Raw genomic sequence first — 25,123 nt, forward strand, 5'->3', positions numbered from 1 at the left:
CGACCGGACCGATGTTCGTACCTGATCGGCATTGACAGAATCGGTCAAGATCGATCCAAGACTAACAGGTCGATGACAGTGAAGGCGTACCGACTGGAGGGATTCATGTCGAGACGTTTACGCCTTACCAAATTTCGCGATCTGTCGACTAATGATCCATTCTTCGACAGCCTGAAGGTAGGCTACACTGAATTTACCGATTGGTTTTTCAGTAAGGCGAGCGAAGACGTCTACGTTGTTGATGACGGCGCAGAACTCAGTGGGATGATCTATCTCAAGCGGGAGGACGGCGCAGTCGATGATGTCGAACCTCCCCTGCCGGCGAAGGCTTGGCTCAAGGTCGGAACGCTCAAGATAGTCCCGAGAGGCACCAAGCTCGGCGAAAGGGTTATCAAGAAGATTTTCGATACAGCGCTCGATAGAGGGGCTGACGGAATCTACATCACAGTCTTCGAAGTCCACGACAGCCTTATCGCTCTTTTTGAGCGCTATGGTTTCGAGCGGACCGCGACGAAGACAACCCGAAACGGGAGGGAACTTGTTCTCACGCGATCTCTGACGGACTTTGCGGGCGACTCCCTTCGGGATTACCCGTTTATTCACACAAATGGCCAGTCCTACTGGTTGCTAGCGATCTACCCCGAGTACCACACGCGCTTGCTGCCAGATTCGATTTTGCGCAATGAAGCTCAAGAGATTGTTCAAGACGTTTCGCACACCAACACAATTCACAAGGTTTATATTTCGGGCCTGTCTCTTCAGCGGATGTCTCCAGGTGACGTGGTAGTGTTTTATAGGACCACCGATCGGCAAGGGCATGCTCACTATAGGTCGGTAGTAACATCGGTTTGCGTAGTAGAAGAAGTTAAATATAAGAGGGACTTTGTCGATGTCGAGGATTTCCTCGATTATACTAGGCCAAGAAGTGTTTTCACCGAGGACGAATTGCGGGACCAATTTATCACGCGAAGCCGGCTGAGCGTAGCCAAAATGACCTATAATGCAGCTTTCAATCGACGTACGACGCGTGGTCGCCTCATTGAAGAAGGCATAATGTCTGTTCAACCTAGATGGGACTTACGCGCTCTGACCTTGGATCAGCTAACTCACATTCTGGCTGCTGGAGAAATAAATGCGCGTCTTGTTGTCGATTAAGCCTATCCATGTCGATAATATATTAAGCGGGACAAAAATATTCGAGTTTCGTAGGAGAATTTTTGCGCGACGTGACATAAGCACCGTCCTAATTTATTGTACAAAACCAGTAGGAAGATTTGTAGGTGAATTTGACATTGCGGATATAATTGAAGATGAACCGGAGCGGCTTTGGGTGTCGACTGAGAGGGGGTCTGGTATCACTAAAAGCTACTTCGATTCTTATTTCGCAGGCCGGAAAAAGGCGTATGCGCTGAAAATCGGAGAGCTGCGCATCTTTGATGAGCCTATTGTTCCTGCTGACGTTATTGACGAATTCACGCCCCCGCAGTCGTACATGTATGTAGCTGGAAGCGGCGAGGATATTCGGCGCCGACAGCAGCTTCAGTTATTCTGATGGCGCGCGCCCCTCTGATCCTGGTCTTTGGGGTCTCGGGCGTGGGCAAAACGACGGCCTGTTTGACCTATACGAATGCCCATCCTGACTATTTGTATAGTCGCGCCAGCGCAATCCTTGAGAAGGCACATGGTCGGCCTATCGAGGCGCTACGCACGGCAACCGCAACCTCGGTGATTGCAAACCAAGCCGTTCTCCCGTCGGCGGTAGCGGCTCTCAGGGAAGCTGATTCTAATCGGACGATACTGCTTGATTCGCATGCTGTGATAGACAACGACGCCGTGATGGTGGAGGTGCCGCTGGATATTATAGGGGCTCTGGAACCTGATGGGTTCATTCTACTCGAAGCGGATCCCGCGACGATCAGGCAGCGTAGAGATGGGGCGTTGCGAGTCCGTCCATCCCGTTCAGTCGCTCAGATTGGCGACGAAGTACGTGCGGAGCGAAAAGCTGTAGCGTCCTACGCCGCTGCACTCAACAAGCCTCTAGTAACTGACGTTGTTGTGCAATCATATGATTTGCAACCCGCTATCGACCGGCTGCAGGACAAATTCGGTCACAAATAATGAACGAAGTGATCAGTTAGTAATGTCGTTGTAGCCAAGTTCGACAGAGGATGGCAAATAAAGTCCAGGAACGGACGAGGTTAGTTTAAAACCGTAGTATTCAAAAATTCGTTCGAACGATGGCAGCTTCTCAGTATTCACCGTTAGGTGGGGTTTGTCGTAGTCTAGCCAAGTCAAGAGTCTATCGAAAATACGAACACCAATACCTTTGCCAACGTGTGATGGGGCAATACGGACGGTGCAGATTTTTCTTTCGTTATCTTCCTTCTTGGCGATGCCGAGACCCACCAGATAACCATCGCGCTCGACGCGAAGGAGAGTCCGGGACCCATCGCGCAAGCCGGGTACGACCTTTGTCGCAAACCATTGATCGATACCAGGGTAGTCGTTCGACAACGGGAGAAGGAACTGTAGGGCCTCGGCCTCGGACGGCCGAAAGCCTATGCTAGCTCTGTCGGCTAGAGAGAGGGGCGCTGAAAGGCCAAGGGACATGGTCGACATCTTCACTCTTCGCTTCCTACACGGTTGATTGCGGCTACGGTAGGGTCCTTCATCCTTGTATCGGTTTGTTCAGCCGGATTCGTGGTCGCATTGATCGGGGCCGCGAGGCTAACGTTCGTATCCTTGGTCGTAGCGCCGTCAATGCAACTCTGCACGAAGTTTGCAGCGAGGTTGCCCAGAACTCCGAACACGAACGCGATTATGAGATAAGCTAGCCAGATTTTCCTGCTTGCCCGGCGTGTCGTGAGTTTCACGAACGCCGTAAAATCGGTAATCTCACTCGCAGGATCGCTTGCAATCGCCGGCGCGTTGGCTGAACGCTTCCAATGGTAGACCACCATGCCTTCTGGAATGCCACCGGGCATGTAGGTGCTCCACAAATCGTGTTCCAGCAGGCGCATCTTGTGGGAAGGTGTGTTTGAGATCGAAATCTCAGACTGAACCGGGATTGCAGTTAAGAATGCAACAAGGCGCATGGTCATCCCGGCTCCTCGTTCCTTCCTCATGTCTGATTCGAGGGGGTCGGGGAGAGTGCGGGCTTCATTTAGACGGAAATCAAGATATTCGATTTCATGATAGCTGCTTTGCAGAAGCTTATCTGGCGTTGATATCACCCTTTTAAATGGATTGTTGAGATTAATCTCAATCCGCAGTCGAAAATAAGATGCAGATCCTTTTTTGTGCGAAAGAGACGCATCTTTCAGTGTGTCATCCGAGATTGTTAATAGAGTCCCGCCATCGCGATTCTCCATAGCAAGCTCTTTGGTTACGATAACAGGTCCCGATTTAGTAAAGCTGTGGACTCGCGCGAAAACTGAACCGTCGCCTCTCAGCAGTTCAATACTTTTTGGTCCAGAACTAGCTGGTCCGACCCCACGTAAAAGTTCATTGAAAATTCCTTGCGCAATGTCGGCTTGCGTGAAGTAAGGCGAGCAGTCCGTCACCGCCCCCCTCTCAACTTCAAACGGCAGAAATATCCTGATGGAGTCCACCTGTGTGGGATCGTCGACCATCACGCCAACCTCGATAAAATCTGAGGTCGCCTGTGTGTCGTTCCTTCGGAAATTTATATCTCCAGCAATATACCAGTAGTTGAAATGTACCTCGATCTGCGTAGAAGATCTTTGATTCTTTGGCTTGCACCAAACGGCCAAGCTTACATTGCTCGTCACCCTGCACCCCCTACGTCTAAGAAATTTTCCCCCGGTTCATATTTATGACAGAAAATACTCTTTAGGGAAGTGGTCTAGGTAAATTTACACAAGATGGATGTGTGATTGATAGGCATGTCCCTAAGCTGACCTATGGATAGAAGGAATGCCGCATTCTTCTACTAAGTACCGACTTCTCCACTCCGAACCAACGCCTGACAAAACTTGTCACTGGGCAGGAGATTGTAATGCCGCAGGGTGGCTGCTGTCGGCGCAAATGCGGGTGCCTGATGCCGCCGTCTAAACAGTCCTGCGTCTCCGCAGACCACCCACAGCCCCTCCACCTCTGGCGCGAACGAAGACGCATGGGTGCCAATGACGCCGGTATCCGGTATAGGGATTTGCTCACGCCGGCCGATTAGCGCTTAGTAGGCGCGCGGCGCCGGGGCCACACGCCAATGCTAAAAAACTGCAGGCTCGACCAGTTTGGCGCGCCCTGCTAGCCGCGCCCCGCCACAACCTCATTCACGGCGTCGTCGTGAACCCGCTCTGCTCCATCTCGATCTGCTTGGCGATGCCGATGGCGTTCTGGGCTTCCGTCACGGTGCCGCTATCCACCGTCCTGTCCTTCAGCGGACCATTGCCGCAAATCGCGGATCGATTGGCCCCTTGCTTGCGTAATGCCTCATATAACGGCAATAATTTGGTTGCGGGACAGAGTGTGACGTAGCGGGGTTGGGGGTAAGCGTCATGGAAATGCTGATGCCGCTGATTGTGGTCGGGGCGATGCTCCTGATCGTTGGCGGCCTCGTCTACGGCGGGGCAAAACGCATTGCCGGGCTGTTTTCGTCTTCAAAGGAAAAAGCCAAGCCACAGCCAAGCCCTGCGCGACCCTCTGAAGCGGCCCACGCTATATCGCCCAAACCCAGCTCCGCGGCGGAAAAGCTGATCGCCGACATGCAGCAGCAGGCCAAGACCAGCGACGACCAGCGCAAGGCGGCGTTCAAAGCGCATGTCGAGCGCAAGATCCCGCCGATTTCCGTCGATGGCCGCGAAGCGATCGAACGTGGGCAAGCCGCGCGCATTGCGATCAGGCACGTCTTTCCGCCGCGTCTTCCCCAACGAAGCATGAGCTATTTTGGCGGGCTGCCGATCGTCCCCGATGAATTCGACTGGCCAACGGTTCACAATCGGGAGGGATTGCTCGAGCGCCTCAATTTCATGGCGCAGATTGACTGTTCGGATCTGCCGCCGGGGCCAGGACGGGATCTGCTCCCCGAAAAGGGCTATCTCTATTTCTTTGCGCCGATGTCCGACACGTTTGGGGCGGACGCGATGCACTTCGTGGCGCGCTACGAACCACGTCAGGCGACGCAGAAGTGGGCGCCGCTTGACATGCCCTTCACCGCCAGGATTCAGGGATCGGACCCCATGGAAGAAATCTTGCGGGGCAAGCGAACCCATTATGATCGGTTCGAGGTCGAGTTTGCCTGGATCGAGGAGCCGACCGACGCCGAAGTCGCGGCACGTGCGCACGAAGGTCATGCTTTCGAGGTCGCCGACAAAATTCGCACCGAAAGGGTCGACGCCTTCTACGGTCCGCCGGTCGCCCCTGATCCGCTGCTTTCCGCTCATCATGCGCCGAAAGACACGCTTTGGACGCCGTATCCGGGATTTCCGGCCAATTGGCATTCCGCGCGGACCGTTCGGAAGCTTGTGGAGGCGTATCATCGCGAAGAGGCTGCCGATGTCACGGCCCAACTGAAGGCGCTTGGCGATGTTGCCGAAGATAGTCCGGAGGCCAAGCGGCTGCGGACGCTGCAGCGCGAACTGTCGGCGTTCGGTTCGAAGATGTTCAACGCATTCTTTCCGACGGTCAATGCCGGACTGAAGGATTATGACGCACCGCCTCCCGAGGTGAAGCAGCAGATCCTTGCCTTTCTGGAAGACTTGGCAGTCAACGCTATGCCGTCATCCTCGGTACGGCGGCCGCATCATCGGCAGCTACCGCAGGTGATGAATGATTGGCTTTCAATGGCGGCCATCAAAGGTGCCGAGGGGGGACTGACGGATCCGGCCGGCGTAGCGCTGATCGGTCCTGACGTCGTAGCCGCCCTGTCTCACCGCCACATGTCCCGTAGCCATCAGATGCTTGGCAAAGGTGAGGTCGTCCAGGTCGCGGCAGACGAGATGAAGGACCGCTACCTGCTGTTGCTGCAACTTGGACCGGATATGGCGCTCAACTGGACCGTCGGGGAGATGGGCCCGCTGCAATATTGGATCACGCCCGAGGACCTCGCGGCCAAGCGATTCCAGAACACCATTCTGACGATAGAAGCCTACTGACTGACAGGGCTGACGCTGGCGCCGCGCACCCCCCGACCGGCAAGCGCGACCCTTGCCGCCTGAGGTGCCGTTGGCGGGCTTTGGCCGCCCGCCAGCGCGCCGTCGGGTTATTGCGCCGGCGCGGGCGCTGGTGCAGGCGCCGCTACCGCGGGTGCTGGCGCCGCTGCGGGTGCCGCCGCCGTCGTGAACCCGCACTGCTTCTGTTCCATCTCGATCTGCTTGGTGATGCGGATGGCGTTCTGGGCGTAGGCTTCGGTCACCGAGCCGCTGTTGACGGTCTTGTCCTTCAGCGGACTGACGGCCGCGCAAAGGTGGAAGACATGCTCGGTGGCGGACTTCGCGGCGCCGTTCTCCGGTGCGATCCAGTAGACGATATCCTGGCCGTTGGGGTGGGCCGCGTCCTTCGTCGCATCGGCCACCGTGGTGGAGTCGGTGGCGATCGCCTGCGCCTGGGCGGCGACCTCGGGCGAACAGGCTGTGGTGGGCTGCCCCGCCTTGATCTGGGCCGCGCACTGGTTCATGTCCTGTGTGTACTGCTCGACCGATGGCGGCTGGTAGCTGACCCCGATCAGCGTCGCCAGCACGGCCAGCACCGCGCCGACGCCGCCGGCAATCTTCTTGCTCTTGGGATCCATGTTCTTGTCGTTGAGGATCAGGAGAACCAGCGGCAGGAAGGCAATCAGCGTGATGATCGCGCCGAGCTGGTTCTGGACGAAGAACCGGAATGTGTCGGATTCGCGGGCCGGGTCCTTCCGGTTGGCCGCCTTCCAAAGCAGGCTGCCGGCGATGGCGAAAATCGCGATGCCGACCAGAATGCCGATCAAAAGCGGCAGGTTTCCCTGGTCGAACTTGTGCCGGTAGAGCAAGACAATGCCGGCGATCTCGCCGCCAATGGCGATGATCCATGACAGCACGGCGAAAAGCCGAAGGCGCGAGGCGCCGGACTTCTGGCCCTGCGATGCCTGCCAGTCCTTGGTAACGTCTGTTGTCGGCTTGTTGTCGGCCATGACCAGGTCCCCCGGTTTCGACACGTTTGCAGGGCGGCGTCATCGAACAGGCGCCCGGCGCAGCGTCATTGATCGAACGTCGCCTGCCTCAGCGATGAAAGCGCCACGGCAGACCGTATGCCAATCCTTATTGTGCATGAGGGGATTCGTCCATACCCACGGGGCAGGGGCCGGCGATGGTTGTGTTCTAGGCGCCCGATGGGGGTAAGTTCGCCCGGCAGCCGGCAGAGCAATCGCCTATGGCGCTCCCCCTCTCCGTCCGCTACGCGGCCACCTCTCCCCCATTTCATGGGGGCGAGGAAACGCTAATCTCGKAGGCCGCGCCCTCCGAAAGCTTGGGTTCCTCGCCCCCACAAAGTGGGGGAGAGGTGGCTCGGCGAAGCCGAGACGGAGAGGGGGCTGGCGCCCCACTCACCCCGGAAAGATCGTAAACCCGCCATCGACGCGGATGACCTGGCCGTTGATGAAGCGCGCGCGCGGACCGGCGAGGAAGGCCACCGCCTCGGCGATCTCTTCGGGCTCGGCATAGCGGTTCAGCGACTTCCGGCTCGAGTCCATGCGCTCAGGATCGACCGTGCGGGTCGCCTGGAAGCGTGCCGTCTTGGTGGCGCCGGGGCTGACCGCGTTGATGCGCACGCCGTCGTCGATCAGTTCCTTGGCGAGGCAGCGCGTGTAATGCACGACCGCGGCCTTCAAGGTGGAGTAGACGACCTCGGGCGAGCAGCCGAGATGGGCCGCCGCCGACGCGATGTTGATGACGGAGCCGCCGCCGCGCTGCTTCATCGGCGGCACGAAGGCCTGGCAGACCAGCATCGTGCCGATCAGATTGTTCTCGGTGAGCACGCGGATGTCAGCCAGTTCGATGTCGAGGGCGTTGTTCGGGTTCGGCTTGCCGCCCTTGGCGCCGATGTCGCCGCCGGCACAATTGACCAGCACATGCACGTCGCCGAGATCGGCCTCGATCTTGCGCTTCATCTCGGCCACCGCCTTCTGGTCGCCGATGTTGCCGGTCACCGACGTCACCTTCGTCCCATGCCGCTTGAGGCGCTCGACCACTTCGCCGAGATTGGCGAACTCGCCATATTTGGCCGGCGCTTTCTCGTCCATGTCGTGGATCGCGACATTGGCGCCGAGTTCGGCCAGGCGCTCGGCCATCACGCGGCCCAGCCCTCGGCCGGAGCCGGTGACGAAGGCGGTCAATCCATCGAGTTCACGTGTCGTCATCGGGTCTTCTCGCTTTCATCAAACCAAGGTTGCGCATGTTGGCGGCGCTGCGCCGGATCATGTCGAGCTCATAGGAAACCAGGGAACCGTCGTCCTCGCGCTCCCAGGGGGTGCGGGTGTCGGCATCGTCAGGCAGCCGATTGCGCTGGGCGGCCGCCAGGCAGGCGGCAAATTCGCGCGCCGTCTTCGCGGGATAGCCCTGCCACCAGTCGTCGCGCAGGTACCGGACATGCCGCGCCTCCAGGGCGCCCGGTTCGAGAACGGCGGTCATGCGATCGTGGTGTTTTCCGAGAATGGCGAACAGCTCTGCAAACGGCACCGCGCCATCGCCGATGGCGCAACGGATCAGCCGGTAGCCTTCCCCAGTGAACTGCACGCGGTAGTCCTTGAGGTGGACATGACGGACATGAGGTGCGATCCGCCGGGCAAAATCCAGCGGCGCTTCGCCGACCGGGAATGTGTTGCCGGTGTCGAAGGTGACGCCGACGCCGTCGCCGCCAAGGGCGCAGAAATCGACGAGCTCCTGGCTGGTAAAGTCCTGGTGGTTTTCGATGGCGAGGACATAGCCTTCGGCAACCGTGCGGGCGCCCCATTCCCGCAATCGCTCTCGAATGATGCCGGCGTACTCGCTCCATGTCTCGCCGGCAGCGTTGCGGTCGCCGCACAGAACCGGCGTCAGCGCCGTTCGGATGATCTTGGCCCTGAGCAGGCGTGCGGCCCGAAAGGCGTCGTCGAGCGGTTCGCCCACCAGCAGGCCGCCGCTGACGATCGGCGTGATGCCAAGGCCGGCGAGCCGTTCGCGCACCGCGATTACCGCGTCGTCGGAAAGCTCATTCAGCCATGGTACCCAGATCTCCAGCACCCGTGCGCCGAGTTCGGTCGCCAGCGCGATGAAACCGTCGAGCCCCGCCGACCTGGGATTGGCGCGTGGCGTGCCGCGACCCTGGAGGCCGAGATGATAGGTCAGGCCGTAGGGGTTGAGGCCGACCTCGAGCATGAAGCGATCCTTTGATTGGGTCATCGCAGGCCGGCATCCACGGTGATCGACTGCTTGGTGATCATGCGGCTGTCGTCGGCGGCGAGGAACAGCACCGTGCGCGCAATCTCGTCGCCGAGCAGGACCCGGCGGATCATCTGGCGCTGCACGACCTGGTCGACCGAGGCTTGCGTCTTGAACCACAGCTGCCGCTGCCGGTCGGTGATGACGGCGCCCGGCTCGATGGCGTTGACGCGGATGTTGTCGGGGCCGAACGCCTGCGCCAGCGCGAAGGTCAAGCCGACCACCGCAGCCTTGGCCGCCGCATAGGGCGCCATCTCGGCTGCGCCGAAACGCCAGGCGATCGAGGAAAAATTGACGATCGAACCAAAGCCCAATTCCTTCATGTGCGGATGCACGGCCTGGGCAGCAAAGAAGTGGTGCCGCAGGTTCACGTCCTGGGCGTGGTCCCAGCTCGCCTGGGTGATGTCGGCGACGGAGCGGCGATTGTCGTCGGCGGCGTTGTTGACTAGCACTGCGACGGGTCCGAGGCGCTCGCGCACCGTGCCGATTGCGGCCTGGAGGGCGGGGATATCGGTCACGTCGCAGCGCAGGAACAGGGGCGCGTGCGCTGCCGTGGCGAGTTCGCGCGCCAGCGCCTCGCCGGCCTCCTGCTGCAGGTCGAGAAGCGCGACGCGCGAGCCGTTGGCGGCGAAGGCGCGGACCGTGTCGGCGCCGATGCCCGACGCGCCGCCGGTGATCAGCACGACACGGTCGGTCAGGCTCGGATAGGTAGCGAAGGACAAGGCGGAACTCTCTTCGGATCAGGCGTTGGGTCAGATCAGGCGTTGGGTCGTCGGGTCGAACAGGCAGGCACGCGCCATGTCGATGCCGAGCGTCACCGTCTCACCCATTCGTGGCGTGCCGTCGGGGTCGAAACGGCCGGTGATCTCCTTGCCGCCCAAGCGCAGAACGGCCATGGTTTCCGCGCCTGTCGGCTCGACCAGTTCGACCACGGCATCGATTTGCGCGATGCCTGGCTTGCGACGCGCCAGATCGGGATCGAACCGGTAGATATGCTCCGGCCTTATGCCGAGGATGAGCTGCCGCGGCGTATCGGAGGGAAGGGTCTGGACGACCGGCAGGCTGGCCGTCTTGCCGTCGGCGGTCTGCAAGGCAACAGCGGGGCGGCCGCCTTCCTCTCTCAGTTCGGCCGGCAGAAAATTCATCGCCGGCGAACCCATGAAGCCAGCGACGAACATGTTGGCCGGACGGTTGTAGATCGTGGCCGGCTCATCGAATTGCTGGACCTCGCCCTGATGCATCACGGCGATGCGCGATGCCAGCGTCATCGCCTCGACCTGGTCGTGGGTGACGTAGACCGTCGTCTTGCCGACGCGGTGATGCAGCTTCTTGATTTCGGTTCGCATGTCGACGCGCAGCTTGGCGTCGAGATTGGAGAGCGGCTCGTCGAACAGGAACAGTTTCGGATCGCGCACCAGCGCCCGACCCATCGCGACGCGCTGGCGCTGGCCGCCTGAGAGCTGTCCGGGCTTGCGCCCGAGCAGCGGTTCGATCTGCAGGAAAGCTGCAACCCGCTTGACGGCCTCGTCCTGCTGCGGCTTCGGCACGCGGCGGCTTTCCATGCCGAAGGTGATGTTCTCGCGCACCGTCATCGTCGGGTAAAGCGCGTAGGACTGGAACACCATGGCGATGTCGCGGTCCTTCGGCGCAACCGAATTGACCAGCCTTCCGTCGATGCGAATCTCGCCGGAGGTAACAGATTCCAGCCCGGCGATCATCGCCAGCAAGGTGGACTTGCCGCAGCCGGACGGCCCGACCAGCGCGATGAACTCGCCGTTCTGCGCCTCGAGATCGATGCCCTTCAGCACCTCGACCGCGCCGAAGTTCTTGCGCAGGGATCGGATGGTCAATGTCGACATGCAATGCCCTTCTTCCGGGACGGGGTTAGGGCAATCGCATAGGGCGATGCCAGACCCCCACTCCGTCTCGGCTTCGCCGAGCCACCTCTGCCCCCACGTTCGTGGGGGAGAGGAAATGCTAATCTCGGAGGTCGCGGCCGTGAAAGGCTTGGGCTTTCCTCTCCCCCATGAACATGGGGGAGAGGTGGCCGCGAAGCGGACGGAGTGGGGGGCTGGCGATGCCATGGGCGATTGCCCTGCACACGGGTGATCGGCGATTGGAGGCTGGCTCCGCCCAAGTGATCGCGCCTCATTTGATCGCTCCTTGGGTCAGGCCGCGGACGAAATACTTGCCGCCGAAGAGATAGATCAGCAGCGGCGGCAGCGCGCCGATCAGCACGGCGGCGCTCATGACATCGTAGGCGCGAACATTGGTGCCGCTTGCCGTCAGTGCGACGAGCGCGGCCGTGATCGGCTGTTGCTGCCCGGAGGTGAAGACGACACCGAACAGATATTCGTTCCAGATGCCGGTGAACTGCCAGATCACCGTGACGATCAGGATCGGGGAGGAGAGCGGCAGAATGATCTTGCGGAAGATGCGCCAGAAGCCTGCGCCGTCGATGCGCGCCGCCTTGATCAGATCGTCGGGGATGCTGACGTAGTAGTTGCGGCAGAACAAAGTGGTGAACGAAATGCCCTGGATGACGTGGATGAGGACGAGCCCGTAGACCGAATTGCTGAGCCCCAGATTGCCGAGGATGAACGCCCACGGCATCAACGAAATCTGGCCCGGAATGAAGACGCCGAGCAGCATGCAGGTGAACAGCACTTCCGAACCCCTGAAGCGCCATTTCGACAGGATGTAACCGTTCATCGCGCCGACCGCCGTCGAGATGATCGTCGCCGGGATGGTCATTTTCAGAGAGTTGTAGAAGTTGCGCTGCATGCCTTCGCAGGTTCCGCCGATGCAATAGGTGCTCCAGGCCTGGCCCCAGGCTTCGAGGCGGAAGCTGCGTGGCAGCGAGATCAACCCGTTGCGCGCGATTTCCTGCTGGTCGCGGAATGAATTCAGCACCACGACCAGCAACGGGATCAGGTAGATCGCCGCGAAGACAACCAGTAGCCCATAGATGAGAAAGCGGGTGAAGAAATGCCGGCGCGCCGCAACCGTGGCGGCGCGACGATCGAGCGACTGGTCGAGTGAGACGTCAGCCATGGCCGGCTTCCTTGCGCCGCCGCCAGACCACCCAGAACGAGTAGGGCACCAGCACCACGGCCAGAGCCGCAAGCATCATGATGGCGGCGGCGGCACCTTCGCCGATCTGGCCGCGTTGGAACATCAGGTCATAGACGTAGATGGCGGGGAAGGTGGTCGAGATTCCCGGGCCGCCTTTGGTGAGGGCCGCCACCAGGTCGAAGGTCTTGATGGCGAACTGGATCTGGATGACGGCGACAGCCAGGAAGATTGGCGCGATCGTTGGCAGCAGCACCTTGCGATAGATGCGGAAGGTCGATGCGCCGTCGATCTGTGCCGCCTTGACGAGATCCTGATCCACCGAGCGCAGACCGGCGAGGAACAGCGCCATGGCAAAGCCCGAGGCCTGCCAGACGCCGGTGATGATCACCGCGTAGATCGCGTAGTGCCGGTCGCTGGCGAGTGCGAAACTGAAGCTCGTCCAGCCGAAACCACGCACCAGCGCCTGGATGCCGTCGACCGGGTTGTAGAGCCAGCTCCAGACCGTGCCGGTGACGATGAAGGAGACGGCCAGCGGATAGAGGAAGATCGTGCGCCAGGCCGCTTCGCCGCGCACGCGCTGGTCGATCAGGATCGCCAGCAGCAGTCCCACCGCCATCGAGCCGACAATGTAGAAACCGCTGAACAAGAACAAATTGTTGTAGGCGATGTTCCAGCGCCGGTTCGCCCACAGCGACGCATAGTTGTCCAGGCCGACGAAGCCGTAGGTCGGCAGCAGCGAGGAGTTCGAGAGCGAGATGTAGAGCGTCCAGCCGGTGAACACGAAGACGTAGACGAAGCTCGCCACCAGCGAGGGGCCGAGCACCAGCAAGGGCACCGCGGAGCCCAGCCGCTCCCGCCAGGGGCGGGCAGGGGCCGGGACCGACAGGATCAGGTCGTGATTTGACATTCAGAGCACGGGAATGGCAGGGCGCGGGACTGGGATGGCGGATGGCCGGGTGCGATAGTCATTGCGCCCGGCCGTTCCCTGTCTATTTCTGTGCTTCTGCCGCGTCGGCCATCGCATTGGCGCCATCCTCGGCTGACATGTCGGGCGTCGCCACGAACTCCGTGATGGAGTCCATGATAGCGCCGCGCATCTTCTGCGGGATGGTCATGTTGTGCGCCATCGAGCGCACCAGCGTGCCATCCTTGATCGACGCCTGCAGATCCTTCTGCGAGAGCTGCTGGCACGGATTGAAGCCCTTCGACAGATCGATATCCAGGCGTGCCGGGATCGAGCCCTTGGCCTGGTTGAACACCGTCTGGAAATCGGCCGAGAGGATCAGGCTGGCCAGCAGCTTCTGGCCGTCGATGTAATCCTGGTCCTTCTGCTTGAAGAACACGACCGAGTCCGAGTTGAGGATGAAGCCGGGCTTGCCCCAATCGGTCGGCGCCTGGGCGCAGACATAGTCGGTGCCTTCCTTGAAGCCGGCGGCGGTCAACAGGCCGATCGTCCAGTCACCCATGATGTGGAACGCCGCGTCGCCCTTGCCGACCAGCGCCGACATCGAATCCCAGTCACGGCCGACCATGCCCGGATCCATGTACTTGCTCGTCATCAGGCGCATCTGCTCGAAGGCCTTGACCATCCCCGGGCTGCGCATGGCTTCGACATCGCCCTGGACGAAGGCCTTGCGATAGAGATCGATGTCCTGGCCGTAGAGCACGACCTCGAACACCGTCGAATCCGTCCAGTCGGCGGTCGAATGCGAGATGCAGATCTTGCCTGAGGCGACGATCTTGTCGCACGCCGCATTGAACTCGGCCCAGGTCTTGGGCATTTCCGTCACGCCGGCCGCCTGCATGACCTTCGGCGAGGCCCAGAGCCAGTTGATGCGGTGGATGTTCATGGGCGCGGCGACCCATTTGCCGGTCGGCTTCATCACCGGCAGCAATTCCGGCGCCACCACCTTTTCCCAGCCTTCCGAGGCCGCCAGCTCGTCGAGATCGGCGGTCATGCCGGTCTCGTTCCACTCGGCGATTTCGGGGCCTTTGAGCTGCACGGCGGGCGGCGCATTGCCGGCGATCACGTCGGCACGCAGCTTGGCCAGCGTATTGGCCGTGTGACCGGCGATCGAGGTCTGTTCCCATTTGCCGCCCTTGGCAGTGAACATCTCGCCGAGCTTGGCGATCGCCTGGGCGTCCGACCCGGTCGACCATTGGTGCAAGAGGTTCGTCTTGGGCTCGGCGAAGGCTGCCCCGGCGACAAAGGTGCACGCAGCAGCAGCGACCGCGAAGGCGGTCATGACGGATTTCATGGTTTCACTCCCATATGTGGTTGCACGGTTCGTATCGACCGCTTAGGCCGCGGTTTGAAGCCGCCACCGGCGAGATGCGTTAATCTCGAGTTCTTTCCAAGATGACATATTGGAGCTATCAGTCAACGATGATTATGTTGGTCCATGACAAAACCTTCGCTTAGAACCTGGCTGATCGACAGGCCGTCCGCCTCGCCGGAGAGCATGATCGTGCGCTGCCTGAGCGAGCGCGGTGCACTCTCCGCGTTGCAGATCACGCGCGCCACCGGTCTGGCGCGCTCGACGGTCTCGACCGCGCTCAATGGCTTGAAAAAGTCAGGTATGGTGATCGAAGCCACGACGAGCAGCGATGGCATCAAAGCTATAGGCAGGCCGGCAGCGGCGGTGACGCTCAATCCGACAGCGGGCACCTGCGTCGGAATTCACCTGGCTCTTCACGAGATCCGGCTCATCGTCGCCGATGTCTCACATTCCGTCATTGCTGAACAAACTATTCCCATGGCCTTGGACTACCAGCCGCAACAGGCTGCCCAGGCGGTCAAATCGGCAATTGCCCAGTCTTACAAGGAAAACGGTCTGCCGGTGGCGGGGCTCCTGGGGGTTGGGGTCTCCGTCTCCGGCCCTGTCAGTCGCGACGGGATGGTGCTGCGCGCGAGCATGGTTCCAACCTGGGCCGGCGTCAACATCCGGGATGTGTTTGGACCCGTGCTGGAACAGCCGATCTTCGCCGACAATGAGAGCAACTGCGCGGCCATTGCGGAGCTGATGTGGGGTGCGGCCGTCGGCCGTGACGATTTCGTGCTGTTCAAGATCGATCTGGGGGTCGGTGGCGCCATTGTCCAGAATGGCCGGCTGGTGACGGGCATCGCCGGCGGCGCCGGCGAATTCGGCCACATCAGCATCGATCCCGGCGGCGATCTCTGCCGCTGCGGCAATCGCGGCTGCCTGGAGCTCTACGCGAGTTTTACCCGGCCGCTGGAACAGATTTCGCGTGTCGTCGGACGACAAGTCACCATGGATGATGTCATCGCCATGGCCGAACAGGGCGACGTCAGGGCGTTGCGGATGATCGAGGATACCGCCGAGATCGCCGGCCGCGGTCTCGGCCTGATCGGCTCGGTGCTCAATCCGCCGCTTATCATCATCGGCGGCCACATGGCCTTGGCCGGCGACATTCTGTTGACTCCGCTGATCGCCTCCTACGAACGCCACACCCTCATCAAGTCCCGCGACATCGCCCCGGCGCTGCGCACGCGCATCATCATCGGCAAGCACACCGAGAACGACGCCTTGCTGGGCGCGGTCGGCCTCGTGCTGCGACACCAGACGAAGGAACTGTCGTTGGGGTGAGCGTCAGCGCCAACCACACCTATCCACGCCCTTGAGCGCCTCGGCGCGGGACGATTTGGGCAGATCCGCGATCCGTCGAACAGAGGCGTAAAACCTTGGATAATCGCCGGAGCACAAGTCGAACAAGCGAAGAAAGGCCGGAACCTGTTCACCGTAGACAGCAGTCGCGGCGAGCTTTGCGTTGTTGATCGGGGCATTGAACCAGGCGTCGTATCCCCGGTATCCGGCCCAGTCTTTGTCGCGCATCTGCCGGTAGCGCATCCGCAGCCTGTCGATCGTGGCGGCTTTGGCAGCCGCCATCTGCTCCGGGGGACGGGGACTTGCATAGACCTGCCGTAACTCGTCGCGCGTTTTCGCCACCAGTCCGAGAAAATCGGCGTTGCGCTTGCGATCGGCTTCGTAGCGGCGCAATCCGGCCCGATCGCCGGCGGCGCGGAGCCACTTCCTGACGCCGCTGGTTTCGACGGCAACGGCGAAAGCCTCGTTGAATGCGGAATCGCCATCCACATAGAGGCGCTGATGCGCCAGTTCATGAAAGATCAGGCTTGCCAGATAGGTGTCGTCCTGACGCAGCATGGTGCTTAGCAGCGGGTCGCTGGACCAGCCCAGCGTGGAATAGGCGGTGACGCCCGAGACATAGACGTCCAGCCCCTGCTTATGAAGCTCGACGGCGCTCTCGGCCGCCGACTTCCGGGAGAAGTAACCCCGGTACGGAACGCAGCCGAAGACCGGAAAGCACCATGTTATGGGCGCGAGCGAGAATTGCGGCGCTGCAAAAACGGCAAGGGTCACGGCGTCGCGATGGATGTCGACATAGCTGCGGTAGCTGCTGTTGTCGGGCAGCGACAGTTCGTCTGTCGCAAACTGTCTTATGGCGCTCGCCGACGTCAGCTTGGCGCGCAAGGCCTCGGGCGTCGCAGGATCATGGATGAGTTTCCCGACATTCCTGCGCGCCGCCATGATCTGCACATGGCCCTCCAGCGACTGCGCGTAGTAGGAAATGCTTGTGCAGCCGGTCACCCCGGACGCCATGATCGCCGCGGCAAGCACCCGAAGAACGCGCTTCACAGTTTGCCCACCCTTGCTCGTCGCCCCATGCAGCGATGTCTCCCCGTTCTCAAACAGGCGCACCGATTTTCGTCAAGAGCCGCGCGGCAGCAGGTCGTACTTTCGACTTTGGCTGGTTGGCAATGCGGCCATTCGCCTAGGATGGGAGGTCCACCGCGTATCGGCGAAGCCGCGAATCTGTGTTAAGCCGCCGCTCGACCAACCAAAGGACGACAGCTGTGAGCGAACCCACCGTGGCCCAGGCGACCGAGAGCATTTATGCCTCGTTGCGGGCGGACAATGCCGACATCGACGCCCATATCGCAACGCTCAAGGCGGCGCTGGCCCGAGAAGGGGCAAAACAGGCGGTGTTCGATCCGGCCAAATTGGCGCAGAACAACCGCCAGGGCCGCAAGTTGATGCAGGCATATTTTCGCCAGCGCGGCGTGAGCGTAAGTTTTTCGGACTAGCAGAACCGCGCGCGTCGACTAGCTGCCGGCCATAGCCCAGACCGGAAACGCCCGCAGTATTGCCTTGTAATTGGTGGAGCGCTCTCTATCGAATAATATTGAGCGCAATATTGCAGTTGCCGCCGCCGCCATTTGAAATGGCCTGGCCCCAAACGTCCATTGCTGAATCAGCGCGCGGCAATCGGCTGCCTCACGAATCAACTTAAGTCAAGAGATACCGACTTGCGAGCCGGGTATTTTGCTGACATGCTCTGTTTTTTATGGGGTTTTTCACCTTGGCAGGTGTTCAAACGGAAGGGCAAAAGCATGGCAAAGGAATCTACAACTACCGCTTCTCCTGAAAAGAAGGCGGACGCAACTCTGATCGGTAACACAGAAGGAAACGGGCTGAACTTCATGGGAGCCCAGGCCCGGGAAAACGGCGGCGCCGGCGACGGCGTCGGCGTCGACAAGATCCGTGACCTGCTGTTCGGCAACCAGATGCAGGACTATGATCGCCGCTTTTCCAAGCTTGAGGAACGGGTCTTGCAGCGCTTCAAGGACGTCGAGTCCGAAGCCAAGCGCAACCTCGAAATGTACGAGTCGAACGCAAAGAAGCAGATCGACTCGCTTGCGGGGCAGTTGCGGACCGAAAAGGATTCGCGAGCCGACGCCGACAAGGAGATCGATCGGAATCTTCGCGAGCAAAACCAGGCCCTTGAAAAGCAGGTGCGCGCGTTGTCGGATCAACTGAGCGCGCTTGAGCGCGACGTTTCGGACCGGATAAATCGGAACGATCATTCGCTGCGTGAGGAAATCAAGCAGAAGAATGAAGGCGTTCAGATGCTGATCGAGAAAATGTTTGCCGATCTCAGCAACGTCAAGACCGACCGAAATCTTTTGGCTGGCCTGTTTGTCGAGGTTGCAAAAGCTCTGAATCAGGATCCCGTCGGCAGCAAGAGCAACTCGGACCGTAGCTGGAAAGTGAGTTGATGGGACCTTGACGTCAACCGTCGACCCATTCAACCTTCCGCAAAGAACAGCCTCGAACGATAAAGAGATTGATCGCGAGGCTCTGGCTCGTCTTTTGATCGAAATTGCCCGGAACGTTGATCCGGACTACCGTGCGCAGTTCGAGGCGGTTCCAACCGCCGATCCGCGCATGGAAACGCTCCGGCAGTTGCTGGTCAGCCGCGAAATCTCGGAGCTTTCACGCGTTACGCAGCTGCTCGACGAACCCGAGCAGCTTGCGGCGGCCGTGGGTGACGTTCTTCCCAGTGCGGCCGGACGAGCGCCTTATGCCCAACTCGGCGAGGCGCTTGCGCCAGCTGTCGAGCGGGCTGTGCAACGGTCGATCCAGAGAAGCCCGCGCACGCTGACGGATATATTGTACCCGGTGTTTCTGCCGGCAATTCGCAAGTCGATCGGCGAAAAGATCGACCAGACCTTTCAGTCGCTGAATGAAACGTTAAGACACATATTCACCTGGCACGGGCTCAAGTGGAGACTTGAAGCCTGGAGGACGGGGGCAAGCTTCTCGGCCGTTGTTCTGAAGCATTCCCTTGTCTACCGTGTAGAACATGCCTTTCTCATTCATCGCACGTCCGGTCTTTTGATCGCGCATGTAACTGCCGACAATGCGACGAGCGAAGATCCTCAGCTCATTTCCTCGATGCTCAGCGCAATTCAGGATTTCGTAAAAGACTCATTTAACGAGAAAGAGCAGAGCGGCCTGGACACAATCCGTTTCGGCGAGCTTCGTCTGTGGTCGGAAGTTGGACCGTTTGCGACCCTGGTTTCGGTGATCCGGGGAAATCCGCCGGAGGAATTGCATGAAATCGTTCGCGACGTGTTGCTTCGCATCCATGAGCAATCCTCAGAGGCTTTAGAGCAGTTTGACGGCGACGGTTCGCAGCTGGCCTCCGTAGAGGCGCAGTTGCAGACTTGCGTCGAGCTGAAGCAGGAGGAATCCAACGACGGATTTCCCTGGCTGGTGGCGGCCGTTGCCCTGTTGCTTTTGAGTCTGGCAGGCGGTTGGTATTTTCTGTCCTGGCAATCGGCGCAGCGCTGGCAGGCTTATGTAGCCCGCTGGGAGGCTTACGTGTCGCGGCTGGAGGCCCAGCCGGGCATCATCGTTGCCGAACAACAGGTGCGCGATGGCCAGTTCTATATTGCCGGCCTGAGAGACCCGCTTGCCGCCGACCCGCAGTCGCTGTTGTCAGGCACGGGGGTCGATCCGGCCGGGGTCCATTCGCAGTGGCAATTCTATCAGAGCCTTGAGCCGGCGTTCGTGTTGAAGCGGCTGACGGCGTCGTTGGCTCCGCCGGATACAGTGCGGCTTTCGATCGTCAACGATCGCATCGTTGCCGCGGGTGAGGCTCCCGACACCTGGATCGACCGGGCGCGCGCGGCGGCCCAGCAGCTTTCGGCAGGCGGGCCGGTCTTCGATATCTCGGGGGTTCGTGACGTGAGCCCCGAAGTGCGCGCTGCGGAGCGCTGGCAGACCTATGTGTCGCGACTGGAGACCCAGCCGGGCATCATCGTTGCAGACCAAAAGATACGCGACGGCCAGTTCTATATCGCCGGCCTGCGAGACCCGCTTGGCGTCGATCCGCAGTCGCTGTTGTCGGGAACAGAGGTCGATCCCGCCCGGGTTCATGCGCAGTGGCAATTCTATGAGAGCCTTGACCCGGAGTTCGTGTTGAAGCGCCTGACGGCGTCGCTGTATCCGCCCGATACAGTGCGACTTTCGATCGTCAATGGTCGCATCGTTGCCGAGGGTGAGGCTCCCGACACCTGGATCGACCGGGCGCGTGCGGCGGCCCGACAGCTTTCGGCAGGCGGGCCGGAATTCGACATCTCCAAGGTTCGTGATGTGAGCCCCGAAGCACGCGCGGCAGAGCACTGGCAGTATTATGTGTCGCGACTTGAGGCCCAACCGGGGATCATCGTCGCCCAACAAACGGCGAGGGGTGGACAGTTCTACATTTCCGGCCTGAGAGACCCGCTTGCCGCCGACCCGCAAGCCCTGCTGTCCGGAACGGGGGTCGATCCTGCCCGCGTTCATGCACAGTGGCAATTCTATCAGAGCCTTGATCCGAAATTCGTGGTGAAGCGGCTGACGGCGTCGCTGAACCCGCCGAAAACGGTTCAGCTTTCGATCATCCAGGGTCGCATCGTTGTCGTCGGCGAGGCTCCTGCCGGCTGGATCAGCCGGGCGCAGGCGGCCGCCGAACAACTTGCGGCGGACGGAGTGGTTCTGGATGTCTCGCAGCTCACTGAGCTGAACCTTGCAGAACTCAATTATTTGCGAGAGGCCATCCAGGCGACCAATGTCTTCTTCCCGTCCGGCAAGGTTGTGCCCGGACCTGAGCAGGCGCCGGTTCTCGACAGGTTGGCGGAGCAAATCAAGGAGTTCGCCGAGAATGCCCGCAAGTCAGGCGTAACAGCGCGGTTCATGTTGACAGGCCATTCGGACGCCACGGGTCGTGAGACGGCCAACGCGTCGATCAGCACCGCCCGCGCCGAGGCAGTTCGTGCGCTTCTCAACAAGCGCGGTGTCGCGCCGGAACTGCTGCTGGTTCGGGGCGCGGGCACCTTTGAGCCGCTGGTACCTGAAAATAGTCAAGCCGGGAGCTCCACCAATCGCCGGGTTTCGATTACTGTAAACCTGGACTAGTGGAGCCCAAGAATGTTGCAAAAAAAGATCTGCATGCTGGGCGGCTTCGCTGTCGGGAAGACGAGCCTGGTTCGCAGGTTTGTGCAAAGCATCTTTTCAGAAACCTACCTGACCACGGTGGGCGTTAAAATCGACAAGAAGAGTGTCGAACTCCCGGGCAAAACCGTGGATCTGATCTTGTGGGATCTGGCCGGCGAAGACGATATCGGCTCCTTCCGCGTCAGCTATGTCCGAGGTGCAACCGGGCTCGTGCTTGTCGTCGATGGAACCCGCGCCGCAACCCTTGCCGTGGCGCTCACGCTGCGCGAACGGGTCGAGGCCGAATTCGGCGCTATGCCGTTTATATTGCTGATCAACAAATCCGATCTGGCCGATCGGTGGGCAATATCGGATAGTGAGATTGACGAACTGAGGCAGCGTGGATGGCAAATCTATCTCACAAGTGCGCTCACGGGCGAGCATGTTGATGATGCGTTTCATCAGCTTGCCTTGATGGTCACAAAATAGACCATGCATGGATTGCCAAAAGAGGTCAGAGGTTGGATTTTCAACTTCTTCTCCAATGGGCACTCTGTCGCATATGTGAAAATCGACGGCCAGCTTTGCGTAGCTGCCAAGGGCGGTAATGTCGAACATCACGGGCTGTCGTCGCTCCGCATCGGCGAGCCTGTTGCCGAGCAGCTTGAGTTCATGGAAGGGCTACTGCCTTGCCCGGAGCTTCCGTTTCATATCCCGATGGTCGAACTGCCCAGCGGGCGTGTCGCGGATCTTCATTTTTTTGCTGACGATGACTGCGTGTGGCTGCTCTTTCTTGACGCCTCCGCCGAACGCGCCAACAGACAGCGGCTTCAGCAGAAGGCTTATGAAATGACGCTCCTGCAAGAGAGGGAGCGTCAACTCAACGAGAAATTAGTGTCGGCGAACGAGGCGTTGAGGAAGAGCCAGGAGGGATTGGCGCGTGAATATCAGCGCGCCGAAGCCCTGCTCCTCAACATTCTTCCGGCGTCGATCGCGGAGCGCCTGAAGGCGCACAAGAAAATTGCCGACAACCACGCAGAGGTCAGTGTGCTTTTTGCCGACATCGTCGGCTTTACCGAACGAGCGCGGACCGTCGGTGCCGTGACGACGCTCGCTATTTTGAACTACTTCTTCAAGGCGGCGGATCGGCTCTCCGAACGATATGGCTGCGAAAAGATCAAGACAATCGGCGATTGTGTGATGGTCGTCGCTGGCTTGCCCACCGCGCGATCCGATCATGCAAAAGCCCTCGCGCAATATGCCGTTGAGCTGCGCAAGGCGGTTAAGCGCGAGCGCTTCGCGGGAGAGCCGATACGGCTCAGAATTGGAATTCACTCAGGCCCGATCGTCGCCGGCGTCATAGGCAAGAGGCGGTTCGCCTATGACCTGTGGGGTGAGACCGTCAATCTCGCCTCGCGCATTCAAACGTCCGCTGAGCCCGATGAAATCCGTATTTCGGACGCAACGCACCAACTGCTCGGGCCGAAGTTTGTTTGCGATCCACTCGGGGAAACGGAATTGCGTGGTGCGGGTCGTGTGCGAATGTGGCGGCTCCCGGCCTGATTTGCCGCTTGGCAGTGACGACCCTGGAGCGCATTGCGTCTCAAGCCAGCCAAACATCATGGTTTTCGAATGTTCGCAGAGATACGGACTGTCCACTAAGGTTGCCGCGTTCCCCCAACCTGCCTGTCCGCTTGCGGTCCAAAATACTACAGGGCAGCAATGCGCCTCATGTCGGCCATAGAGGCGAACTTGCCTCCGCCCGGAAGCAGACACTGCAATTGACCACGCTGAAGGTCGTGGTCGCGCCAGAGCCTGCAAAGGCGCAACCCGGTACACGAGGGCGAACATTCCGCTGCGGAAACAACTTGAAGAAACGCTTCGCGACCCATAGCATGCCGCGCCATGGTGAAATCTGATCGGGAGGTCAGTGAGATCGGTCGGGTTTTTGAGCCAGTGCAAGCTAGGGAGGACAATAATTATGGCTTCCGAAGTACAGGCAAACAACGGCGTTAACGTAGAGGCGCTGCTCGGCGCACGCGAAGCGCTTACCAACGCCCCGGAGGCGGCGCAGTTCAAGTGGCGCGCGGCCTGCGAATGGAAGGATGGCACCCATAGCCACTCGTCGGTCGAGAGCTTCTACGGTCTCGGCGAGGATCAGCATCGCAAGACCACCTTCACATTCGACGCCGACCATCCGGAGGTCTTCGCTTCCCAGGACAAGGGCGCCACGCCCGTCGAATACGTGCTGGTCGGACTGGCGAGTTGCCTGACCGCCGGCATCGCCGCGGTTGCCCAGAACCGGAACATCCAGTTGAAGTCGGTGAAGGCGACCATCGAAGGCGACATGGATCTCGCCGGAATACTCGGCATCGACAGCGACGTGCGCAACGGCTTCAGCGGCATCACGGTGAAATACAACATCGACGCCGACGCCAAGCGCGAGGACATCGAGGCTATCGTCGCTCAGTCGCAGAAGCGGTCGGCGGTCTATGACATTGTCACCAATCCGACGAACGTCACGGTCGTGGTGAACTGAAAGGCGCTTCGAACCGTAGACTCTCCTGATGAGAGGGCGCGATTAGTTCCGTCACCACAGTGATCGTCGGCGCAGGGCACGCGGGGCTCGCGATGAGCCGCTGCCTCGCGGAGCGCTCTATCGACCATGTGCTGCTGGAGCGCGGCGAGATCGCCCATACCTGGCGCACCGAGCGATGGGATTCGCTGCGGCTGCTCACCCCGAACTGGCAGAGCCGGCTGCCGGGCTTCCGCTATGACGGCGACGACCCCGACGGCTACCGGACGATGCCTGAGGTGATCGACTTCCTCGGCAACTATGCCAAGGCGATCTCGGCTCCGGTCAGAACCCACACGACCGTTACCTCGGTTCGCAGCGACGGGGCGGGATATTTCGTACGCACCGACCGCGGCGAGTGGCGGTGCCGGACCGTGGTGCTGGCGTCGGGCGCGTGCAACGTCGCGCGCCTGCCCGATTTCGCCGTCCGTGTGCCGCCGTCGGTCGCCATGCTGACGGCGCAGTCCTACCGCAATCCGGGTCAAGTCGCAGACGGCGGCGTGCTGGTGGTGGGCGCGTCTGCCAGCGGCACCCAGATCGCACTGGAACTGCAGCGCTCGGGGCGTCAAGTGACCCTGTCGGTGGGCGAGCACATCCGGGCGCCCCGCGTCTATCGCGGCAAGGACCTGGAATGGTGGATGGACGCCGCCGGCGTGCTCGACGAGCGTTACGACGAGGTGGACGACATCAGGCGGGCGCGACGGGTTCCTTCGTTGCAGCTTGCCGGCACGCCCGACCGCACCACCCTTGACCTCAATGCGCTCGACGACCTCGGCGTCCGGCTCATCGGTCGTCTTGCCGGCATCACCGAAGACGGCAAGGCCCAGTTTGCGGGGTCGTTGCGCAACATGTGCGCGCTTTCCGATCTCAAAATGGCCCGGCTGCTCGACCTCATCGACGAATGGGCGTGCGCCAACGGCCTGGACGCTACGGTCGGGCCGCCGGATCGCCTGCCGCCGACCCGTGTCGAGGACAACCCGCCGCTCGGCCTCGATCTTGCCGGAGGCGCTATCAGGACGATCATCTGGGCCACCGGCTACCGGCCGGACTACTCCTGGCTGGACCTGCCGGTCCTCGACCGCAAGGGCCACGTCCGTCACGACGGCGGTGTAGTGGAACATCCAGGCCTGTACCTGATGGGGACGCAGTTTCTGCGCCGCCGCAAGTCTGCTCTGATCGACGGCGCTGGCGACGACGCGCGTGATCTCAGTGATCATCTGGCATCGTACCTCGGGCAAAATTCAGTCTGCTAGAGCAATTCAAGG

General features: G+C 60.6%; 23 protein-coding genes. 12 read left to right on the top strand and 11 right to left on the bottom strand.

The window, feature by feature from the left end:
* The first annotated feature begins 105 nt into the window (after nucleotides 1-105).
* The 3 genes from AC1DYJ_RS23570 to AC1DYJ_RS23580 are packed head-to-tail and all read left to right on the top strand — an operon-like array spanning nucleotide 106 to nucleotide 2,118.
* Entirely contained in the window at nucleotides 106-1,155 is a 1,050-nt protein-coding gene (locus AC1DYJ_RS23570; protein WP_477282027.1) for a GNAT family N-acetyltransferase, read from the top strand.
* On the top strand, nucleotides 1,133-1,552 hold the full coding sequence (locus AC1DYJ_RS23575) for an ASCH domain-containing protein (protein ID WP_477282029.1): 420 nt from the start codon (nucleotides 1,133-1,135) through the stop codon (nucleotides 1,550-1,552). The genes AC1DYJ_RS23570 and AC1DYJ_RS23575 overlap by 23 nt, the downstream gene beginning before the upstream one ends.
* Nucleotides 1,552-2,118 carry an AAA family ATPase gene (locus tag AC1DYJ_RS23580; protein ID WP_477282031.1) on the top strand — a complete coding sequence of 189 codons (567 nt, stop codon included), beginning with the start codon at nucleotides 1,552-1,554 and terminating at the stop codon, nucleotides 2,116-2,118. Before AC1DYJ_RS23575 ends, AC1DYJ_RS23580 begins: the two co-directional genes overlap by 1 nt.
* A 12-nt stretch (nucleotides 2,119-2,130) precedes the next feature.
* Here AC1DYJ_RS23580 and AC1DYJ_RS23585 read toward each other — a convergent pair whose 3' ends face one another.
* Entirely contained in the window at nucleotides 2,131-2,619 is a 489-nt protein-coding gene (locus AC1DYJ_RS23585) for a GNAT family N-acetyltransferase (protein ID WP_477282625.1), read from the bottom strand.
* 2 nt (nucleotides 2,620-2,621) lie between these two features.
* The gene (locus AC1DYJ_RS23590; protein ID WP_477282033.1) at nucleotides 2,622-3,791 is read right to left on the bottom strand and encodes a hypothetical protein; all 1,170 of its coding nucleotides are present in this window, start codon (nucleotides 3,789-3,791) and stop codon (nucleotides 2,622-2,624) included.
* Nucleotides 3,792-4,520: 729 nt separating this feature from the next.
* Here AC1DYJ_RS23590 and AC1DYJ_RS23595 point away from each other — a divergent pair.
* A complete protein-coding gene (locus AC1DYJ_RS23595; protein ID WP_477282034.1) occupies nucleotides 4,521-6,116 on the top strand; it encodes a DUF1963 domain-containing protein in 1,596 nt (531 codons plus the stop codon).
* A gap of 107 nt (nucleotides 6,117-6,223) precedes the next feature.
* Here the strand turns inward: AC1DYJ_RS23595 and AC1DYJ_RS23600 are convergent, their stop codons facing one another.
* The 8 genes from AC1DYJ_RS23600 to AC1DYJ_RS23635 form a co-directional block, all read right to left on the bottom strand.
* On the bottom strand, nucleotides 6,224-7,123 hold the full coding sequence (locus tag AC1DYJ_RS23600; protein WP_477282036.1) for a hypothetical protein: 900 nt from the start codon (nucleotides 7,121-7,123) through the stop codon (nucleotides 6,224-6,226).
* A 411-nt stretch (nucleotides 7,124-7,534) separates the two neighbouring features.
* Nucleotides 7,535-8,347, bottom strand: a complete 813-nt coding sequence (locus tag AC1DYJ_RS23605) for an SDR family NAD(P)-dependent oxidoreductase (protein WP_477282038.1) — start codon at nucleotides 8,345-8,347, stop codon at nucleotides 7,535-7,537.
* On the bottom strand, nucleotides 8,334-9,368 hold the full coding sequence (locus AC1DYJ_RS23610; RefSeq protein WP_477282040.1) for a sugar phosphate isomerase/epimerase family protein: 1,035 nt from the start codon (nucleotides 9,366-9,368) through the stop codon (nucleotides 8,334-8,336). The genes AC1DYJ_RS23605 and AC1DYJ_RS23610 overlap by 14 nt, the downstream gene beginning before the upstream one ends.
* On the bottom strand, nucleotides 9,365-10,129 hold the full coding sequence (locus tag AC1DYJ_RS23615) for an SDR family NAD(P)-dependent oxidoreductase (RefSeq protein WP_477282042.1): 765 nt from the start codon (nucleotides 10,127-10,129) through the stop codon (nucleotides 9,365-9,367). Before AC1DYJ_RS23615 ends, AC1DYJ_RS23610 begins: the two co-directional genes overlap by 4 nt.
* 30 nt (nucleotides 10,130-10,159) lie before the next feature.
* Nucleotides 10,160-11,266: an ABC transporter ATP-binding protein gene (locus AC1DYJ_RS23620; protein ID WP_477282044.1), complete on the bottom strand. Its 1,107-nt coding sequence runs from the start codon at nucleotides 11,264-11,266 to the stop codon at nucleotides 10,160-10,162.
* 289 nt (nucleotides 11,267-11,555) lie between these two features.
* Nucleotides 11,556-12,461, bottom strand: a complete 906-nt coding sequence (locus tag AC1DYJ_RS23625; protein ID WP_477282046.1) for a carbohydrate ABC transporter permease — start codon at nucleotides 12,459-12,461, stop codon at nucleotides 11,556-11,558.
* Entirely contained in the window at nucleotides 12,454-13,389 is a 936-nt protein-coding gene (locus tag AC1DYJ_RS23630; RefSeq protein WP_477426274.1) for a carbohydrate ABC transporter permease, read from the bottom strand. The genes AC1DYJ_RS23625 and AC1DYJ_RS23630 overlap by 8 nt, the downstream gene beginning before the upstream one ends.
* A gap of 82 nt (nucleotides 13,390-13,471) precedes the next feature.
* Entirely contained in the window at nucleotides 13,472-14,740 is a 1,269-nt protein-coding gene (locus AC1DYJ_RS23635) for an ABC transporter substrate-binding protein (protein WP_477282050.1), read from the bottom strand.
* Nucleotides 14,741-14,944: 204 nt separating this feature from the next.
* On the opposite strand from AC1DYJ_RS23635, the gene AC1DYJ_RS23640 reads away from it, so the two are divergent.
* Nucleotides 14,945-16,090 (top strand): ROK family transcriptional regulator, encoded by a 1,146-nt coding sequence (locus tag AC1DYJ_RS23640; RefSeq protein ID WP_477282052.1) that lies wholly within the window; start codon nucleotides 14,945-14,947, stop codon nucleotides 16,088-16,090.
* A gap of 3 nt (nucleotides 16,091-16,093) precedes the next feature.
* On the opposite strand, the gene AC1DYJ_RS23645 is transcribed toward AC1DYJ_RS23640, so the two are convergent.
* Nucleotides 16,094-17,122, bottom strand: coding sequence for an aminopeptidase (locus AC1DYJ_RS23645; RefSeq protein WP_477282627.1), 1,029 nt, complete (start codon nucleotides 17,120-17,122; stop codon nucleotides 16,094-16,096).
* A gap of 254 nt (nucleotides 17,123-17,376) precedes the next feature.
* On the opposite strand from AC1DYJ_RS23645, the gene AC1DYJ_RS23650 reads away from it, so the two are divergent.
* The 7 genes from AC1DYJ_RS23650 to AC1DYJ_RS23680 all read left to right on the top strand — a co-directional run bounded on the left by AC1DYJ_RS23650 (nucleotide 17,377) and on the right by AC1DYJ_RS23680 (nucleotide 25,111).
* Nucleotides 17,377-17,607 carry a hypothetical protein gene (locus AC1DYJ_RS23650; RefSeq protein WP_477282054.1) on the top strand — a complete coding sequence of 77 codons (231 nt, stop codon included), beginning with the start codon at nucleotides 17,377-17,379 and terminating at the stop codon, nucleotides 17,605-17,607.
* A 306-nt stretch (nucleotides 17,608-17,913) separates the two neighbouring features.
* Entirely contained in the window at nucleotides 17,914-18,579 is a 666-nt protein-coding gene (locus AC1DYJ_RS23655; RefSeq protein ID WP_477282056.1) for a hypothetical protein, read from the top strand.
* A gap of 7 nt (nucleotides 18,580-18,586) precedes the next feature.
* Nucleotides 18,587-21,265, top strand: coding sequence for an OmpA family protein (locus AC1DYJ_RS23660; protein WP_477282058.1), 2,679 nt, complete (start codon nucleotides 18,587-18,589; stop codon nucleotides 21,263-21,265).
* 12 nt (nucleotides 21,266-21,277) lie between these two features.
* Entirely contained in the window at nucleotides 21,278-21,772 is a 495-nt protein-coding gene (locus AC1DYJ_RS23665) for a Rab family GTPase (RefSeq protein ID WP_112561831.1), read from the top strand.
* Between the two features lie 3 nt (nucleotides 21,773-21,775).
* Entirely contained in the window at nucleotides 21,776-22,846 is a 1,071-nt protein-coding gene (locus AC1DYJ_RS23670; RefSeq protein WP_477282060.1) for an adenylate/guanylate cyclase domain-containing protein, read from the top strand.
* A 418-nt stretch (nucleotides 22,847-23,264) separates the two neighbouring features.
* Complete coding sequence (locus AC1DYJ_RS23675; protein WP_023679231.1) at nucleotides 23,265-23,822, top strand: OsmC family protein; 558 nt, start codon at nucleotides 23,265-23,267, stop codon at nucleotides 23,820-23,822.
* Between the two features lie 59 nt (nucleotides 23,823-23,881).
* Nucleotides 23,882-25,111, top strand: coding sequence for an NAD(P)-binding domain-containing protein (locus AC1DYJ_RS23680; RefSeq protein ID WP_477282061.1), 1,230 nt, complete (start codon nucleotides 23,882-23,884; stop codon nucleotides 25,109-25,111).
* Nucleotides 25,112-25,123 lie beyond the last annotated feature (12 nt).

It is taken from the genome of Mesorhizobium sp. P2_B11 (genome assembly GCF_056404855.1).

Coding starts and splice junctions, on each gene's coding strand:
- AC1DYJ_RS23580 (WP_477282031.1), top strand. CDS start 1,552: ATGGCGCGCGCCCCTCTGATCCTGGTCTTTGGGGTCTCGGGCGTGGGC.
- AC1DYJ_RS23600 (WP_477282036.1), bottom strand. CDS start 7,123: ATGGCCGACAACAAGCCGACAACAGACGTTACCAAGGACTGGCAGGCA.
- AC1DYJ_RS23605 (WP_477282038.1), bottom strand. CDS start 8,347: ATGACGACACGTGAACTCGATGGATTGACCGCCTTCGTCACCGGCTCC.
- AC1DYJ_RS23585 (WP_477282625.1), bottom strand. CDS start 2,619: ATGTCGACCATGTCCCTTGGCCTTTCAGCGCCCCTCTCTCTAGCCGAC.
- AC1DYJ_RS23635 (WP_477282050.1), bottom strand. CDS start 14,740: ATGAAATCCGTCATGACCGCCTTCGCGGTCGCTGCTGCTGCGTGCACC.
- AC1DYJ_RS23625 (WP_477282046.1), bottom strand. CDS start 12,461: ATGGCTGACGTCTCACTCGACCAGTCGCTCGATCGTCGCGCCGCCACG.
- AC1DYJ_RS23665 (WP_112561831.1), top strand. CDS start 21,278: ATGTTGCAAAAAAAGATCTGCATGCTGGGCGGCTTCGCTGTCGGGAAG.
- AC1DYJ_RS23645 (WP_477282627.1), bottom strand. CDS start 17,122: ATGGCGTCCGGGGTGACCGGCTGCACAAGCATTTCCTACTACGCGCAG.
- AC1DYJ_RS23575 (WP_477282029.1), top strand. CDS start 1,133: ATGCGCGTCTTGTTGTCGATTAAGCCTATCCATGTCGATAATATATTA.
- AC1DYJ_RS23675 (WP_023679231.1), top strand. CDS start 23,265: ATGGCTTCCGAAGTACAGGCAAACAACGGCGTTAACGTAGAGGCGCTG.
- AC1DYJ_RS23620 (WP_477282044.1), bottom strand. CDS start 11,266: ATGTCGACATTGACCATCCGATCCCTGCGCAAGAACTTCGGCGCGGTC.
- AC1DYJ_RS23630 (WP_477426274.1), bottom strand. CDS start 13,389: ATGTCAAATCACGACCTGATCCTGTCGGTCCCGGCCCCTGCCCGCCCC.
- AC1DYJ_RS23655 (WP_477282056.1), top strand. CDS start 17,914: ATGGCAAAGGAATCTACAACTACCGCTTCTCCTGAAAAGAAGGCGGAC.
- AC1DYJ_RS23610 (WP_477282040.1), bottom strand. CDS start 9,368: ATGACCCAATCAAAGGATCGCTTCATGCTCGAGGTCGGCCTCAACCCC.
- AC1DYJ_RS23670 (WP_477282060.1), top strand. CDS start 21,776: ATGCATGGATTGCCAAAAGAGGTCAGAGGTTGGATTTTCAACTTCTTC.
- AC1DYJ_RS23570 (WP_477282027.1), top strand. CDS start 106: ATGTCGAGACGTTTACGCCTTACCAAATTTCGCGATCTGTCGACTAAT.
- AC1DYJ_RS23640 (WP_477282052.1), top strand. CDS start 14,945: ATGATCGTGCGCTGCCTGAGCGAGCGCGGTGCACTCTCCGCGTTGCAG.
- AC1DYJ_RS23595 (WP_477282034.1), top strand. CDS start 4,521: ATGGAAATGCTGATGCCGCTGATTGTGGTCGGGGCGATGCTCCTGATC.